Annotated in this window: 19 protein-coding genes; 16 read left to right on the top strand and 3 right to left on the bottom strand. The window is 70.0% G+C overall.

Annotated elements, in window-relative coordinates:
- Positions 1 to 194: 194 nt before the first annotated feature.
- The 10 genes from ACO1BU_RS01160 (at position 195) to ACO1BU_RS01115 (ending at position 8,497) form a co-directional block, all read left to right on the top strand.
- Positions 195 to 746 carry a flagellar basal body-associated FliL family protein gene (locus tag ACO1BU_RS01160; RefSeq protein ID WP_424134056.1) on the top strand — a complete coding sequence of 184 codons (552 nt, stop codon included), beginning with the start codon at positions 195 to 197 and terminating at the stop codon, positions 744 to 746.
- Entirely contained in the window at positions 743 to 1,831 is a 1,089-nt protein-coding gene (fliM, locus tag ACO1BU_RS01155; RefSeq protein ID WP_424134055.1) for a flagellar motor switch protein FliM, read from the top strand. The genes ACO1BU_RS01160 and fliM overlap by 4 nt, the downstream gene beginning before the upstream one ends.
- The gene (locus ACO1BU_RS01150) at positions 1,828 to 2,235 is read left to right on the top strand and encodes a DUF6468 domain-containing protein (protein WP_424134054.1); all 408 of its coding nucleotides are present in this window, start codon (positions 1,828 to 1,830) and stop codon (positions 2,233 to 2,235) included. The genes fliM and ACO1BU_RS01150 overlap by 4 nt, the downstream gene beginning before the upstream one ends.
- Positions 2,232 to 2,849 carry a MotE family protein gene (locus tag ACO1BU_RS01145; RefSeq protein WP_424134053.1) on the top strand — a complete coding sequence of 206 codons (618 nt, stop codon included), beginning with the start codon at positions 2,232 to 2,234 and terminating at the stop codon, positions 2,847 to 2,849. The genes ACO1BU_RS01150 and ACO1BU_RS01145 overlap by 4 nt, the downstream gene beginning before the upstream one ends.
- A gap of 13 nt (positions 2,850 to 2,862) precedes the next feature.
- Complete coding sequence (locus tag ACO1BU_RS01140) at positions 2,863 to 3,249, top strand: chemotaxis response regulator CheY (protein WP_424134052.1); 387 nt, start codon at positions 2,863 to 2,865, stop codon at positions 3,247 to 3,249.
- A complete protein-coding gene (locus tag ACO1BU_RS01135; RefSeq protein ID WP_424134051.1) occupies positions 3,242 to 3,796 on the top strand; it encodes a protein phosphatase CheZ in 555 nt (184 codons plus the stop codon). The genes ACO1BU_RS01140 and ACO1BU_RS01135 overlap by 8 nt, the downstream gene beginning before the upstream one ends.
- Complete coding sequence (locus tag ACO1BU_RS01130; RefSeq protein ID WP_424134050.1) at positions 3,796 to 6,573, top strand: hypothetical protein; 2,778 nt, start codon at positions 3,796 to 3,798, stop codon at positions 6,571 to 6,573. The genes ACO1BU_RS01135 and ACO1BU_RS01130 overlap by 1 nt, the downstream gene beginning before the upstream one ends.
- Before the next feature lie 158 nt (positions 6,574 to 6,731).
- A complete protein-coding gene (gene speD / locus ACO1BU_RS01125) occupies positions 6,732 to 7,178 on the top strand; it encodes an adenosylmethionine decarboxylase (RefSeq protein WP_424134049.1) in 447 nt (148 codons plus the stop codon).
- 73 nt (positions 7,179 to 7,251) lie between these two features.
- Positions 7,252 to 8,124 carry a polyamine aminopropyltransferase gene (gene speE, locus ACO1BU_RS01120; protein ID WP_424134048.1) on the top strand — a complete coding sequence of 291 codons (873 nt, stop codon included), beginning with the start codon at positions 7,252 to 7,254 and terminating at the stop codon, positions 8,122 to 8,124.
- Between the two features lie 130 nt (positions 8,125 to 8,254).
- The gene (locus tag ACO1BU_RS01115; protein WP_424134047.1) at positions 8,255 to 8,497 is read left to right on the top strand and encodes a hypothetical protein; all 243 of its coding nucleotides are present in this window, start codon (positions 8,255 to 8,257) and stop codon (positions 8,495 to 8,497) included.
- 23 nt (positions 8,498 to 8,520) lie between these two features.
- Here the strand turns inward: ACO1BU_RS01115 and fliP are convergent, their stop codons facing one another.
- The 3 genes from fliP to ACO1BU_RS01100 are packed head-to-tail and all read right to left on the bottom strand — an operon-like array spanning position 8,521 to position 9,740.
- A complete protein-coding gene (gene fliP / locus ACO1BU_RS01110; protein ID WP_424134188.1) occupies positions 8,521 to 9,252 on the bottom strand; it encodes a flagellar type III secretion system pore protein FliP in 732 nt (243 codons plus the stop codon).
- Positions 9,231 to 9,476, bottom strand: a complete 246-nt coding sequence (locus ACO1BU_RS01105; protein ID WP_424134046.1) for a flagellar biosynthetic protein FliO — start codon at positions 9,474 to 9,476, stop codon at positions 9,231 to 9,233. The genes fliP and ACO1BU_RS01105 overlap by 22 nt, the downstream gene beginning before the upstream one ends.
- A gap of 12 nt (positions 9,477 to 9,488) precedes the next feature.
- Positions 9,489 to 9,740, bottom strand: coding sequence for a hypothetical protein (locus ACO1BU_RS01100; protein WP_424134045.1), 252 nt, complete (start codon positions 9,738 to 9,740; stop codon positions 9,489 to 9,491).
- A gap of 95 nt (positions 9,741 to 9,835) precedes the next feature.
- Here ACO1BU_RS01100 and flgB point away from each other — a divergent pair, with 95 nt between their 5' ends.
- The 6 genes from flgB to ACO1BU_RS01070 are packed head-to-tail and all read left to right on the top strand — an operon-like array spanning position 9,836 to position 13,124.
- The gene (flgB, locus tag ACO1BU_RS01095) at positions 9,836 to 10,237 is read left to right on the top strand and encodes a flagellar basal body rod protein FlgB (RefSeq protein ID WP_424134044.1); all 402 of its coding nucleotides are present in this window, start codon (positions 9,836 to 9,838) and stop codon (positions 10,235 to 10,237) included.
- Between the two features lie 54 nt (positions 10,238 to 10,291).
- Positions 10,292 to 10,699 carry a flagellar basal body rod protein FlgC gene (gene flgC / locus ACO1BU_RS01090; RefSeq protein WP_424134043.1) on the top strand — a complete coding sequence of 136 codons (408 nt, stop codon included), beginning with the start codon at positions 10,292 to 10,294 and terminating at the stop codon, positions 10,697 to 10,699.
- Positions 10,699 to 11,004, top strand: a complete 306-nt coding sequence (gene fliE / locus ACO1BU_RS01085) for a flagellar hook-basal body complex protein FliE (protein WP_424134042.1) — start codon at positions 10,699 to 10,701, stop codon at positions 11,002 to 11,004. The genes flgC and fliE overlap by 1 nt, the downstream gene beginning before the upstream one ends.
- Before the next feature lie 16 nt (positions 11,005 to 11,020).
- Complete coding sequence (locus ACO1BU_RS01080; RefSeq protein ID WP_424134041.1) at positions 11,021 to 11,296, top strand: flagellar biosynthetic protein FliQ; 276 nt, start codon at positions 11,021 to 11,023, stop codon at positions 11,294 to 11,296.
- Positions 11,293 to 12,057: a flagellar biosynthetic protein FliR gene (locus ACO1BU_RS01075; protein WP_424134040.1), complete on the top strand. Its 765-nt coding sequence runs from the start codon at positions 11,293 to 11,295 to the stop codon at positions 12,055 to 12,057. Before ACO1BU_RS01080 ends, ACO1BU_RS01075 begins: the two co-directional genes overlap by 4 nt.
- A 17-nt stretch (positions 12,058 to 12,074) precedes the next feature.
- Positions 12,075 to 13,124 carry an EscU/YscU/HrcU family type III secretion system export apparatus switch protein gene (locus ACO1BU_RS01070; RefSeq protein ID WP_424134039.1) on the top strand — a complete coding sequence of 350 codons (1,050 nt, stop codon included), beginning with the start codon at positions 12,075 to 12,077 and terminating at the stop codon, positions 13,122 to 13,124.
- Positions 13,125 to 13,130 lie beyond the last annotated feature (6 nt).

Here is a 13,130-nt window from a genome sequence, read left to right as displayed (position 1 = left end):
CAAGATTGCCAAAGCCTTGGCGCAACCCCCGTGCCAGCCATCCCGCGCGGAACGCAGCGCGCATCCTGCCGTCCCCCGGCAGCATCTGCCGGGGCAGGGGGCTCTCCCTGCCGCCCGCCGCCCGCGAAATCCTTTGTTAAGCCGGGTTGGAGAGGATCGCCCCATCGGACCAGCAGAAGGCGACCCGACCCACCATGGCCCAGGCGGCAGCACCCACGGCGAACGGCCCGCAGGCAGCGCCTGTGAAGGGTGGGAAGAAGAGGTTGCTTCTCATCGCCCTGCCGCTGCTGCTCGGCGCGGCCGCCACGGGCCTCTGGTTCGCGGGCATGCTGCCCTTCGGCGGCATCGCCGGGCAGGGTGCGGGGCAGGCCGGCACGGCAGCCCCCAAGGGCGATCATCCCGGAACCGCGGCATCCGCCGCGTCAGCCCAGCCATCGCGCCCGCGGGTCTATATGGACCTGCCGGAAATCCTCACCAACCTGAACGTCGCGGGCCGCCGGGCCACCTTCATCCGCCTTCGTGCCAAGCTTGAACTCGCATCGGAAGCCGACGCCGCCGCCATCCTGGCCGCCATGCCGCGCCTGCTGGATCTCTTCCAGACCTATCTCCGAGAGATGCGGCCGGAGGAGCTGCGCGGCAGCCAGGGCACCTACCGGCTGCGGGAGGAGTTGCGTGCCCGCGCTGGCATCGCCGCCGCACCCGCCAAGGTGCAGGACATCCTCTTCATCGAGATGATCGTCCAGTGAGTTCCCCCGGAAGCACCCCCGGAAGTACCGAGGAAGAGGATCTCGCCGCCGCCTGGGGCGCCTCGCTGGAAGAGGAGGAGGAAGGGGCGGAAGCGCAGGCCGGCAGCGCCGATGCCGCCCGCGTCCTGAACCAGGCCGAGATCGACAGCCTGCTCGGCTTCGACAGCGAGCAGGTGGACGAAGCCAAATCCGCCATCGAGCGAATCATCGGCAGCGGCCTCGTCTCCTATGAACGCCTGCCGATGCTGGAGATCGTGTTCGACCGCCTCGTGCGGCTGATGAGCACGACCCTCCGCAACTTCACCTCCGACAATGTCGAGGTCTCGATTGACGGCATCTCGTCGCTGCGTTTCGGCGACTATCTCAACTCCATCCCGCTTCCCGCCATGCTCGCCGTCACCAAGGCCGTGGAGTGGGACAATTACGGCCTGATGGTCGTCGATTCCGCCATGATCTACTCGGTGGTCGATGTCCTTCTCGGCGGCCGGCGCGGCACCGCCGCCATGCGGATCGAGGGCCGCCCCTACACCACCATCGAGCGCACCCTGGTCGAGCGCCTGATCGGCGTCGTGCTGCGCGACGTCTCCGCCGCCTTCGAGCCGCTCTGCCCCGTAGAGTTCCAGTTCGAGCGGCTGGAGGTCAATCCGCGCTTCGCCGCCATCTCCCGCGCTTCCAACGCCGCCATCCTGGTGAAGCTCCGCGTGGAGATGGAGGATCGCGGTGGCCGCATGGAGCTGCTGCTTCCCTACGCCACGCTGGAGCCGGTGCGCGAACTCCTGCTCCAGCAATTCATGGGCGAAAAATTCGGCCGCGACTCCATCTGGGAGAACCATCTGGCCGACGAGTTGCGCCACACCGATGTCTCGCTCGACGTGGTGCTGGACGAACAGCCCCTCCCGCTCTCCACCGTCATCAACCTCAAGCCCGGCGACCGCCTGACCCTCAATGTCGGCCCCGGCGCCCCCGTGCGCCTGCGCTGCGGTGAGGTTCCACTTTTCGAGGGAATGCTCGGCCGGCGCGAAAACCGCCTGGCCGTCCGCATCGAACGCGAGCTGAAACGCATGAGCACGGAGGAGACGGCGTGAGCACGGTCGAAACCATCCTGCAAGGCACTCTCCTGCTGTTGCTCCTTGCAGCGCTTCCCTTCGTGCTGCGCCTGGAACGCGGTCTGGCCGCGCTGCGCCGCGACCGCGCCGCCCTGGCCGAAGGCGCCCAGGGCTTTGAGGCCGCGACGCGTGACGCCCAATCCGCGCTCTCCGGCCTGCGTGCCGCGCTGGAGGTCCAGGGCCGGCAGAGTGCCGCCGCCGAATCCCTGCGCGAAGACCTGCGCTTCCTCGTCGAGCGCGCCGAAGGCCTCGCCGACCGGCTCGAATCCTTGGTGCGCCAGGGCCGCTCCGCCGCCAGCGCAGCGCCAACCCCGCCCGAGGATTCCGCGCCGCTCAGCCAGGCCGAACGCGACCTCCTGCAGGCCCTGAGGATGGCGCGGTGAGGCTGCCGCAACTCCCCAGGCCGCGTCTGCTGCCCGCCATCCTCGCCGCCTGCGGCGCCCTTGCTTCGGTCAAGGCGCAGAGCCTGTGGTCCGCCCTGCCGAGCCAGCCCGGCTTCGTCGCGAGCGCCGCCGCCTCCGCTCCGCCCGCAGCTGCTCCAGCGCGCGCCGTGCAGGCGCCCGCACCGGCCCCCGATCCGGTGGACCAGGCCGAGCGCGCGCTCCTTACCCGCCTGCGCGAACGCCGCACGGAGATCGATGCGCGCGAACAGGCCGTTGCCGCGCGCGAAACCGTCCTCGCCGCCGCCGAACGCCGCCTGACCGAGCGCCTGGAGGAAATGGCCGCCCTCAAATCCCGGCTTGAGGCATTGGAGCACGGCCGCGACGAGCGCGAGGAAGCCGGCTGGCGCAGCCTGGTGAAGACCTACGAAGCGATGCGTCCGCGCGATGCAGCCACCGTCTTCGACGATTTGGAAATGCCTGTGCTCGTACAGATCGTGAATCGGATGCGGGAGGCGAAGGCCGCCCCGGTAATCGGGGCCATGCGCCCCGACCGCGCCCGCAGCCTGACCGCGGAGCTGGCCCGGCTCCGCGCTGCCACCACCCGCACGGAGTGAAGGAGAAGAACCCATGGCCCTGGACAAGACCACCAGCGTGCTGATCGTCGACGACTACAAGACGATGCTGCGCATCATCCGGAACCTGCTGAAGCAGCTCGAATTCGACAATGTCGAGGAAGCGACGGACGGCCAGGAGGCCCTGTCCAAGCTCCGCGCCGGCAATTTCGGCCTCGTCATCTCCGACTGGAACATGGAGCCCATGACCGGCCTGGACCTGCTGAAGGAAGTGCGGGCCGATGCCAGGCTGAAATCCACGCCCTTCATCATGGTCACCGCCGAGAGCAAGACCGAGAACGTCGTCGCCGCCCGCGCCGCCGGCGTCTCCAACTACATCGTCAAGCCCTTCAACGCCGAAACCCTGCGCGAGAAGATCGAGAAGGTGATGGCCCATGCCTAAGGTCGATCGCGCCGAAGTCGCGCTCCAGGTCATGTCCGGCCTCAACCGTACCGAGGCCGCGCTGCTGGCCGAACTCGAATCCCTCGGCCGCATGGTCGCCGCCGCGAAGGAAGAGATCGCGGCCATGCGCGTGGAGAATGTGGACGCCACCCATCTCCCCGCTGCAACGGACGAGCTGGACGAGGTGGTTCGCAGCACCGCCGACGCCGCCAACGAAATCCTGGATGCCTGCGAGGCGCTGGAAAACCTCCAGCCCAGCCTTTCCGGCGCCGCGGCTGAAACGGTGGGCGCCTGTGTCACCCGCATCTACGAGGCCTGCGCCTTCCAGGACATCACGGGCCAACGCATCGGCAAGGTGGTGAACGCGCTGAAGCAGATCGAACAGCGCGTGCGTGAGACCACCGGCCGCTACGCCCCCTCCACCGCGCTCCCGGCGCGCACCGCCCCGCCGCGCACGGAGGGCGAGCGCCTGGCCAACGGCCCCCAGCCCACGGCCGCCGCCTCCTCCCAGGCGGAAATCGACGCCCTCTTGGCGAGCTTCGATTGATGCGCGGCGCGGTGGCCTTCGCCTTCCTCCTGCTCGCCACCCCCGCCTTGGCGGAGCGGGTGGCGGTGCGGATCGGCGACCATCCTGGCCATGGCCGGGTTGTCCTGGACCTCGCCGCGCCGAACATCCCCTATCGGGTCGAGGAGGGGGCCGAGGGCACGCTGATCCGGCTCAGCCCCGATCTTTCCCTGGACCTCCCGGCGCGCCGCCCCCCGCGCAATGTCCAATCCCTAAGCGCCGAATCCGACGGATTGCGCATCGCCCTGCGCCCCGGTGCCCGTCTTCGCCATTACCGCCTGGGCAACCGCCTCGTGCTGGACGCGCTGGATGCTGCCCCGCCATCGGAACGCAACCCGAAACCGGCCGCGTCGCCGCGCGCCACGCCGGCCCCGGAAGCCGCGCCCGCGCCACGGCGCAGCCCTCCCGCACCGGGCCTCGCGCGCACGGCACGGCCCATCGCCCCCAGCTCCGATCCCGCGATACCCGCCGCCGCTTCCGCACCAGACCCCACGCCCGTGCCAGTTGCAGCCCCCACACCCCCGCCGCCACCGGCCCCTGCGGGCCTGCCCCTGCGTGTCGTTGAGGGTCCTTCCGGCCGCGCCCTTGCCCTGCCGCTTCCGGCGGAAACCGGCCTCGCTATGCTCCGGCGCGGCGACACGCTGCTGATTGTGCTGGACCAGCCCCAGCTTCTCGATACGACCCCGCTGCAGAAGGATCCCATTTTCGTCCATCTCCAGGCCGAGCAGCGTCCTGACTCCACCATCCTGCGGCTTCCCATCGCTGCCCCCGCCGCCCTCCAGGCCCGGCGCGACGGCGATCGCTGGCTGCTCACGCCAAAGCCATCCTTCGAGCAAGAGCGCAGCATCCTCGCCGAAGCCGATTCCGCCCGCCTCATCCTCCGCGTGTCCGCCCCGGGTCGCCCCATCCCCGTCACCGATCCCGAAACCGGCCTTCCGCTCCTGATCGGCACGGTGCGCGAACCCGGTCAGTCCATCGCCGCCCCGCGCAGCCTCTCCCAGGCTGATCTCCTTCCCACCCAGCTCGGCATCGCCGCCCTGGCCCGGTCCGATTCCGCCGCCCTGCGCCGCTCGGGCGAGCGCTTCATTCTCTCCGGCGCCGGTACGCCCTCCTCGCGCGACACGCCGCCCGATGCCGCGCCCATGACCACCCTCATGGATCTTCCCTTCCTGGACGCCGCCGCCGCCCAGACGCGCCTCCGCGCCCAGCAGGCCAGCATCGCCGGCGCCCCGCCCCTGGCGCGCCTGCCCCTGCGCCGCGCCACCGCCGAAGGCCTCCTGGCCCTGGGCCTCGCGCAGGAAGCCCAGGCCATGATCCGCCTTGCCTTCCAGGAGGATCCGCGCGCCTCCGCAGACCCGCGCAGCCTCCTCATCCATGCCGCCGCCGCGCTCCTCGCCGGCCGCCCCGCCGAGGCCGAGGCCCTCACGGCCGGAACAATCCCCCCCAGCGACGAACTCACTCTCTGGCGCGCGCTCCTCGCCGCCCGCAACGGAGAGGCCGAAGCCGCCGCCCACGGATTTGCGGCCACTCAGCCTCTTCTTCTTGCCTATCCCGAAGCCTTGCGTGCCCGCCTCCTGCCCGCCGTTGCCGAGGCCATGCTGGAGGGCAAGGAGCTTCCCGCCGCCCGCCGCCTCCTCCGCGCCGCCGGCGACCGCCCGGACCTCGCCTATGCCCGCGCCCGCCTCACCGAGGCGGAGGGCAGGGAAGGGGAGGCCCTGTCTCTCTACGCCGCCCTGGCCAACGGCCGGGACCGCCATGTCCGCGCCCGCGCCCTCCACCGCAGCATTGAACTACGCCTTGCCTCCGGTGCCCTGGATGCCGCCGGTGCCGCCGCCGCGCTGGACGCCACCCTCTTCGCCTGGCGCGGCGGCAATGAGGAACTCACCACCCGGCTTCGCATCGCCACTCTGCTTCAGACCGCTGGCAAGGCCCGCACGGCGCTGGATCTCCTGAAAGACACCGCCGAAGCCTTCCCCGACCGCCTCGCCCAGATCCGTCCCGCGCAGGAGGAAGCCCTGCTGCACGCCCTGGCGCAGGAAATCCCGACTACCGCCGTCGCCCTCTCCGAGGCTCACTCCGCCCTGCTGCCGCAGGACGCTCGCGGCGCCGAGGCCCTCTCCCAACTCGCCGATCGCCTCGCCGCGATGGACTTGCCTGACCGCGCGGCCAGCTTGGCAATGCAGGCCCTCCAATGGGCCGCTCCCGCGCAAAAGCCCGCCCTGTCCCTCCGCCTGGCGACGCTGCGCCTCTCCACCGGCGATGCTCCCGGCGCCCTCGCCGCCCTTGAACTCGCCCCGGCCACGCCCGAGCAGGCGGAATCCCGCGCCCTGCTGACCGCACGCGCGAAAGCGGCCCTGGGCGACACCGCCGGCGCTCTCGACATCCTCCGCGGGCTCGGCACGCCCGGCCTGCCCGCCCTGGCTGCCATGCTGACAGAGCGGCAGGACTGGTCCGCCGCCGCCGCCGCATTGGAAGACTTTGCCCGGGCCCGCCCCGGTGACACGGCCCTGCCATCGACGCTGCTTCGCGCCGCCGCCTTCGCATCTCTGGGCGGAGACGCAGCGCGCCTTGCCGCTCTGCGCGCGCACTGGCTTTCCAAACTCGGCGAAGGGCCTGTTACACAGGCGTTCAATCTTCTCACGACCGATCCCGTGCGCGCAGTTTCCGACCTTCCGCGCCTGGATCGTGAACTGAACCTTTTCCGGCAATTCCCGAACGGGCTGGAGGCCTTCCGGACAGCGCGGCTAAGTTCAGGTTGAGCCACGCGCCAGACGCGGGGGGGGACCGCGTTTTTTTCGGCCTGAGGGGACCAAATTCACTTGCGATGGGGGGCCGCTTGCCTCATATGCCGCAGCCGTTGACCTGATCGATTTCCGATCACCCAGGTCATCTGCCGGTCGAGGAATGGGGGCCCACCATGGACTTTCACGTTGCTCAACTGGGGATGGTCTCGGATGAAAGCCCGAGCGAAGCCCAGTTCACAGAAGAGACGAAGGATTACTTCGTCGAGAAGAACGGCGTTCGCTTCGCCGGGACTCACCTGATTATTGATTTGTGGGGCGCCACGAATCTCGACGATCCCGCGCACATCGATGAGGTGCTGCGCGAGGCTGCGATCGAGACGGGCGCGACGATCCTGCACGGCCACTTCCATCACTTCCAGCCGAATGGCGGGGTGAGCGGCGTGCTCGTGCTGGCCGAGAGTCATGTCTCGATCCACACCTGGCCCGAAAAGTCCTACGCCGCGCTGGACATCTTCGTCTGCGGCGTCTGCGACCCGTATCTGGCAATCCCCGTGCTGAAGCGCGGCTTCCTGCCGGAGCGCGTGCAGCTGGCGGAACACCGCCGCGGCATGCAGGCCTGACGCAAAGACGTCACGAGACGAGACCAGGGGGCGGGCCCTAGGGTCCGCCCCCTTCTTCTGTCCGGAGGTTCAGATGACCACTGATTCCTGGGTCAACGAAACGCTCTACCCCGCCTGGGGGCAGCGCTTCCGCGTTACCCGCGAGCTGGCGCGCGTGAAGTCCGACTTCCAGGACATCATGGTCTTCGAATCGGAGACGCATGGCCGTGTCATGCTGCTCGACGGCGTCGTGCAGATCACCGAGATGGACGAGTTCGTCTATCAGGAGATGCTGACCCATGTGCCCCTGCTGGCCCATGGCGATGCCAAGCGCGTGCTGATCATCGGCGCCGGTGACGGCGGCGTCCTCCGCCGCGTGCTGGAACACAAGAATGTCGAGAAGGCCGTCATGGTCGAGATCGACGGCGAGGTGATCCGGCTCGCGAAGGAATTCATGCCGAAGATCGCCGGCAATGCCTGGAACGACCCGCGCGCCGAAGTGCTGGTCGCCGATGGCATCGACTATGTCCGCAAGGCTGAGGCCGGCAGCTTCGACGTCGTGATCGTCGACAGCACCGACCCGATCGGCGTGGGCGAGGTTCTCTTCACCGACGAGTTCTACGCCAATGCGGCGCGCCTGCTCTCGGATCGCGGCCTGATCGTGAACCAGTGCGGCGTTCCCGCCATGCAGGCCGAGGAACTCGCCGAGACCTCCATCCGCCGTGGCAAGGTCTTCCCGGATATCTGGGCCTATGTCGCCGCCGTCCCCACCTATGTCGGCGGCTACATGACGCTTGGCTGGGCCGCGAAGGACGCCTCCATGCGCGCCGTGGGTGTGGAAGAGATCCGCGCCCGCGCCCAGCGCGCCGGCATCCTCGGCAATACGGGCTACTGGACGCCCGAGATCCATGTCGGCGCCTTCCACCTGCCGCCCTATATCGCGAAGCACCTTCCCAAGAAGGGCTGAGAACAGGGGCTAAGCGGCTTCGGCCGCCGCGTCTCACCGGTTCCCCTCTGGCCGTCGCCCGCCGCATCGCGGCGCGCGGTGACGGATTGGGAACACGGCAGCGCGGCGGCCGTATCTCTCTTCGGCCGCCATGTTCCACCGGTTCCCGTCATGGCCGCCGCCGGTCGCGCTGATGCGCGGCGCCTGGCTGGCGGATTGGGAACGCGGGGACATGGCGGCCGTATTACCGCTGTCACGCGACGCTTTCGGCCGCCGCGCTCCACCGGTTCCCGTTTGGCCGCCACCGGCCGCGCTGATGCGCGGTGTTCGGATAGCGGATTGGGAACGCGGGGGCGCGGCGGCCGTAATCCTTTCTGCTGCGCTGGTCGCCTGAAGGCCGAACCTCGCAGCACGTCATCACTGCCCAGAGAACCCCTGCACCAGGCTCGCCGAGACCAGCCGCCAGCCATCGACCATCACGAAGAAGATGATCTTGAAGGGCAGGGCGACGACGCTCGGCGGCAGCATCATCATGCCCAGCGACATCAGCAGCGACGCCACCACCAGGTCGATCACGAGGAAAGGCAGGAACATCAGGAAGCCGATCTCGAAGCCGCGCTTCAGCTCGCTCACCATGAAGGCCGGCACCAGCGCGCGCCAGGGCGTCTGATCCGCGCTCTCTGGCGCCGGAAGCCGCGCCAGATCGAGGAACAAGGCCAGATCGGAATCCCGCGCATTCGCCGCCATGAACTTTCGGAACGGCTCCGCCGAGGCTGAAAGCCCGTCCAGCTCCGACATCTGCCCGGCCAGCATGGGCTGCAGCCCATGCACCCAGGATGCCTCGATCACCGGCTGCATGACGAAGAAGGTCAGGAACAGGGCCAGCCCGATCAGCACGGGATTCGGTGGGATGCCCTGCGCCCCGATCGCGCTCCGCAGCAGCGACAGCACAATCACGATCCGCGCGAAGGCCGTCGCCATCACCAGCAGGGATGGCGCGATCGACAGCAGCCCGATCAGCGCGGTCAGCTGCACCAGCCGCGCCGTGCTGCCGGAACCGGAGCCACCCAGATCCAGCGACACCGACTGCGCCAGCGCCGCCCCCGGCAGCAGGAGCAGCGCGGCGATCAGAGCCAGCCGACAAAGCAGTCCTGCGGCCCCCCGGTCACGAACAAGGCGTCGCGCCCATCCACGCGCAGGATTACGGCGCGCCGCCGCGTGTCGATCGGCGTCGTCTCCACCACACGGATGCGCCGCGGCCCCGGCGCCGCCAGCCCGCCGCGCCGCGCCAGCCGCGCCACGATCCAGATCAGCCCCAGCACCAGGGCCAGAGCCGCCGCCGCGCTGACCCACTGTCCCACCGCGCCATTCATGGCCGCCCCCGCTCATTCACGGCACGTGGGGAGATGCGAGAGCAGCCCCTCCACCCTCGCCAACAGGCTGGTAAGGGCAGGGCGCGCGCTGCGCCCCTCTTCCGCCGGCAGGGCCGCCGCCGCCGCGCAGAGCGCCGCGACTTCCCCATCCAATCCACGAAGATCGAGTCTCCTACCGGAGAGCAGGAGCAACTCGGCAAGGCCCAGCACGCCCTGAAGTTCGTCAGCGGCGGCGAGGACGGCATTTTGCGGCGTTCTCGTCATGCCGCCAGCATGGCCGCCCTGGTCCTGCCAATTGATTAACCGCGCATCCCCGGCGATTCAGCATTGGTTAGCCAGCCCGGCAGATGATGCCGCCCATGAAGCTCCCGGGGCAGGCATTCAGCAACCCGCTCGAACTCGCGGAAAACCGTCTTCGCTGGCTGGACCGGCGGCAGGAGGTACTGGCGCGCAACATCGCCAATGCCGACACCCCCGGCTACCGCGCGCGCGACGTCACGCCCTTCGCGGAGCATCTCTCCCGCGCAGGCGGCACGACGACCCTCGCGCGCACAAGCGCACTCCATCTCGCAGGCGCGGGCGGGGAGGGGCCCCGCACCCGGCCCGACCGCGCTGAGGAGATCTCGCCCGATGGCAACGCCGTCTCGCTGGACGAGCAGGCGCTGAAGGTCGCCGAAACCGATTCCGCGCATGCCCTGGCCTTCGGCCTCTATCGCCGCTGGCTCGGCATGTACCGCACCGCGCTCGGCCGCAACGGATAGACCCGGTTCCGGCGGTGTGATGCCACACCCCGAACCAGGGAAGGAGGAACTCGGATGGAACTCGACAAGGCGCTCCGCATCTCAGCCGCCGGCATGGCCGCGCAGACCACACGCCTCCGCGTGGTGGCCGAGAACCTCGCCAATCGCGACAGCACCGGCGAAACTCCCGGCGCGGATCCGTATCGCCGCCGCACCGTCACCTTCGCCAACCGCATGGACCGTGCCCTGGGCGCGCAAACCGTCGGCGTCGCGCGCATCGGCCAGGCCCCCGGGGAATTTCCGCGCCACTATGATCCCGCCCATCCCGCCGCCGACGCCCAGGGCTATGTGAAGACGCCGAATGTCGACAGCCTCATCGAGGTGATGGACATGCGCGAGGCCCAGCGCAGCTACGACGCCAATCTCTCCGTGCTGGAAACCACGCGCGGCATGCTGGCCCGCGCGATCGAGGCGCTGCGCTGATGCCCGCCCCGATCGGCGCCGCCGGTGCCGTCGCGGCCTACCGAAGCGCCGCAGCCCCCGCATCGAACGCGCCCGCATCGAACGCCGCGGAAGGCTTCGGCGGGGCGTTGAAGCGCGCCATCGAAGGCGCGGTCGAATCCGGCCACCAGGCCGATGCCGCCACCACCGGCGCCCTGATGGGCCGTGCCGATGTCACCGAAACCGTGCTGGCCGTCAGCCGTGCCGAAATGGCGCTGCAGACTGCCGTCGCGGTGCGGGACCGCGTCGTCGCCGCCTATCAGGACGTCATGCGCATGCCGATCTGATCAGGGAGAAGCCCGGATGGACCTGGACCTCGTCGCGCAGTCGATCCGCGACACGATGTGGGTCTTTCTGCAGGTGGCCACGCCGCTGCTCATCGCTCTCCTGGTGGTCGGCCTGGCGGTCTCCGTGCTGCAGGCGCTGACCCAGGTGCAGGAAGCCTCGCTCGCCTTCCTGCCAAAGTTGGCCGTCGCCGGAGGCGTCATGCTGCTGCTTGGCCCCTTCATGACTGGCGTCCTCCAGGCCTGGACCACCATGCTCTTCGACCGGATGGTCACGCTTGGCGGCCTGCCGTGACGGAGGATGCGCTGCCCGCGCTCGCCTTCCAGGCGGTGCTCGTGCTCGCGCGCATGGGGGCCGCCGCCATGATCCTGCCCGGCCTGGGCGAGCAGGATATCCCGACCCAGATTCGCTTGGGCATCGCGCTCTCCCTCGTCCCGCTCCTTCTCCCCGTCCTGGCCCCCAGCCTTCCCCCAGCCCCGGATTCCGTCGGCGAGGCCCTGCGCCTCCTCACGCTCGAACTCGCCGCCGGCCTCTGGATCGGCGGCCTGGCGCGCCTTCTCGCCATGGCCCTCTCCGTCGCGCTCCAGACCGGCGCCTCGATGCTCGGCCTCGCCGCCATCCTCGCGCCCGACCCCTCGCTCGGCGGCGGGGCCTCCGCCCTTGGCCGCCTCGGCACGCTGGCCGCCGCCGTGCTGGTGCTCTCCACGGGCCTGCACGCCCTTCCGCTCCGCGCCCTGGCCGAATCCTACACGCTGATGCCCCCGGGCTCCCCCTGGCCCGCCGGCGCCGCCGCCGCCGAATTCGCCGAGGCCGGGGCAGAGATGCTCTCCCTCGCGCTCCGCCTCGCCGGCCCCTTTGTCCTCGCTGCGATGACGATCAATCTGGCCCTGGCCCTGGTCGCCCGCGTCGCGCCCTCCATCCAGGTCTTCTTCGTCGCCTCGCCCGGCCAGATCCTCGCCGGCCTGGCCCTGCTGGGCGTGCTCGCCCCCTCCCTGCTCGGCGTCTTCCACCAGGCCCTGCTGGCCGGCTGGGCCACGCTGCCCGGCTTGCGATGACAGGCCCCGGCTGACCCATGGCGGAGGAAAACGAGGCCGAGGATCGCACAGAGGCCCCCAGCGCCCGCCGCCTCGAACAGGCGCGGCAGGAAGGCCAGGTTCCCAACTCCCGGGAACTCTCCGGCTTCGCCGCTCTCCTCCTCGCCGTCATCGCCGCCGCCATGGTCCTGCCATCCCTCGGCCGCGACCTTCTGCGTGCCCTGCGCGGCATCCTCGAACGCGGCCACGAACTCACCCCCGATCAGGCCCTCGAAGTCCTGCTCCCCTCCAGCCTCCTCCTGCTTCCCATCCTCGGCGCCGCCGCGCTCGGGGCCGTAGCCACCACCCTCCTGCAGACCCGCGGCCTCTTCTCCGCCAGGGGCCTCACGCCCCAACTCTCCCGCCTGTCTCCCGCCGCTGGCCTGAAGCGCATCTTCGGCGCGGAGTCGCTGCTCGAATTCCTCAAGACCCTGCTAAAAATGGCCCTGGTCGGCGCCGCCATCTGGCATGCCGGCGATGCCCCAGCGCTGCTGGAACCCGCCATGCACCAGCCCGCCGCCGCTCTCCTGTCCCTCCTGGCCGACCAGGCCCTGCGCCTCATCGCCGCAACCCTCGCCGCCTTCGCCCTGCTCGCCGCCGCCGACCTCTTCCTCACCCGCTTCCGCCATCTCCGCCGCCTGCGGATGAGCCGCCAGGACATGAGGGAGGAAGCCAAGGACACCGATGGCGACCCGCATGTGAAGGCGAAGCAGAAGGCCATCCGCGCCCAGCGTGCCCGCCAGCGCATGCTCGCCGCCGTGCCCAAGGCAGCCGTGGTCATCACCAATCCCACCCACTACGCCGTCGCCCTCGGCTATGAGGAAGGCTCCGCCGCGGCCCCGAAGATCCTCGCCAAGGGCGCCGACGAGGTCGCCGCCCGCATCCGCGAGGCTGCCCGCGAGGCCGGCGTTCCCCTCGTCTCCAACCCCCCGCTCGCCCGGGCCCTCTTCCGGCTGGAGGTCGACACCGAAATCCCGCCCGAGCACTACCAGGCCGTCGCCGAGATCATCGCCTTCATCTGGCGCGCCCGCACCCGCCCGCCCGCATGACCCGCA

Origin of the sequence: Roseomonas chloroacetimidivorans, from assembly GCF_049629625.1 — a bacterium.
In the GTDB taxonomy this organism is placed as follows: Bacteria; Pseudomonadota; Alphaproteobacteria; order Acetobacterales; family Acetobacteraceae; genus Roseomonas; species Roseomonas chloroacetimidivorans.
The sequence above is the reverse complement of the archived record's forward strand: the minus strand, read 5'-3'. Positions and strand labels throughout refer to the sequence as shown.

Excerpts from the sequence above, each read along its gene's own strand:
- ACO1BU_RS01080 (WP_424134041.1), top strand. The coding sequence starts at position 11,021 with ATGGACCTGGACCTCGTCGCGCAGTCGATCCGCGACACGATGTGGGTC.
- ACO1BU_RS01135 (WP_424134051.1), top strand. The coding sequence starts at position 3,242 with ATGCCTAAGGTCGATCGCGCCGAAGTCGCGCTCCAGGTCATGTCCGGC.
- speE (WP_424134048.1), top strand. The coding sequence starts at position 7,252 with ATGACCACTGATTCCTGGGTCAACGAAACGCTCTACCCCGCCTGGGGG.
- ACO1BU_RS01115 (WP_424134047.1), top strand. The coding sequence starts at position 8,255 with ATGTTCCACCGGTTCCCGTCATGGCCGCCGCCGGTCGCGCTGATGCGC.
- fliE (WP_424134042.1), top strand. The coding sequence starts at position 10,699 with ATGCCCGCCCCGATCGGCGCCGCCGGTGCCGTCGCGGCCTACCGAAGC.
- ACO1BU_RS01160 (WP_424134056.1), top strand. The coding sequence starts at position 195 with ATGGCCCAGGCGGCAGCACCCACGGCGAACGGCCCGCAGGCAGCGCCT.
- ACO1BU_RS01130 (WP_424134050.1), top strand. The coding sequence starts at position 3,796 with ATGCGCGGCGCGGTGGCCTTCGCCTTCCTCCTGCTCGCCACCCCCGCC.
- ACO1BU_RS01070 (WP_424134039.1), top strand. The coding sequence starts at position 12,075 with ATGGCGGAGGAAAACGAGGCCGAGGATCGCACAGAGGCCCCCAGCGCC.
- ACO1BU_RS01140 (WP_424134052.1), top strand. The coding sequence starts at position 2,863 with ATGGCCCTGGACAAGACCACCAGCGTGCTGATCGTCGACGACTACAAG.
- flgC (WP_424134043.1), top strand. The coding sequence starts at position 10,292 with ATGGAACTCGACAAGGCGCTCCGCATCTCAGCCGCCGGCATGGCCGCG.
- ACO1BU_RS01100 (WP_424134045.1), bottom strand. The coding sequence starts at position 9,740 with ATGACGAGAACGCCGCAAAATGCCGTCCTCGCCGCCGCTGACGAACTT.
- flgB (WP_424134044.1), top strand. The coding sequence starts at position 9,836 with ATGAAGCTCCCGGGGCAGGCATTCAGCAACCCGCTCGAACTCGCGGAA.
- speD (WP_424134049.1), top strand. The coding sequence starts at position 6,732 with ATGGACTTTCACGTTGCTCAACTGGGGATGGTCTCGGATGAAAGCCCG.
- ACO1BU_RS01105 (WP_424134046.1), bottom strand. The coding sequence starts at position 9,476 with ATGAATGGCGCGGTGGGACAGTGGGTCAGCGCGGCGGCGGCTCTGGCC.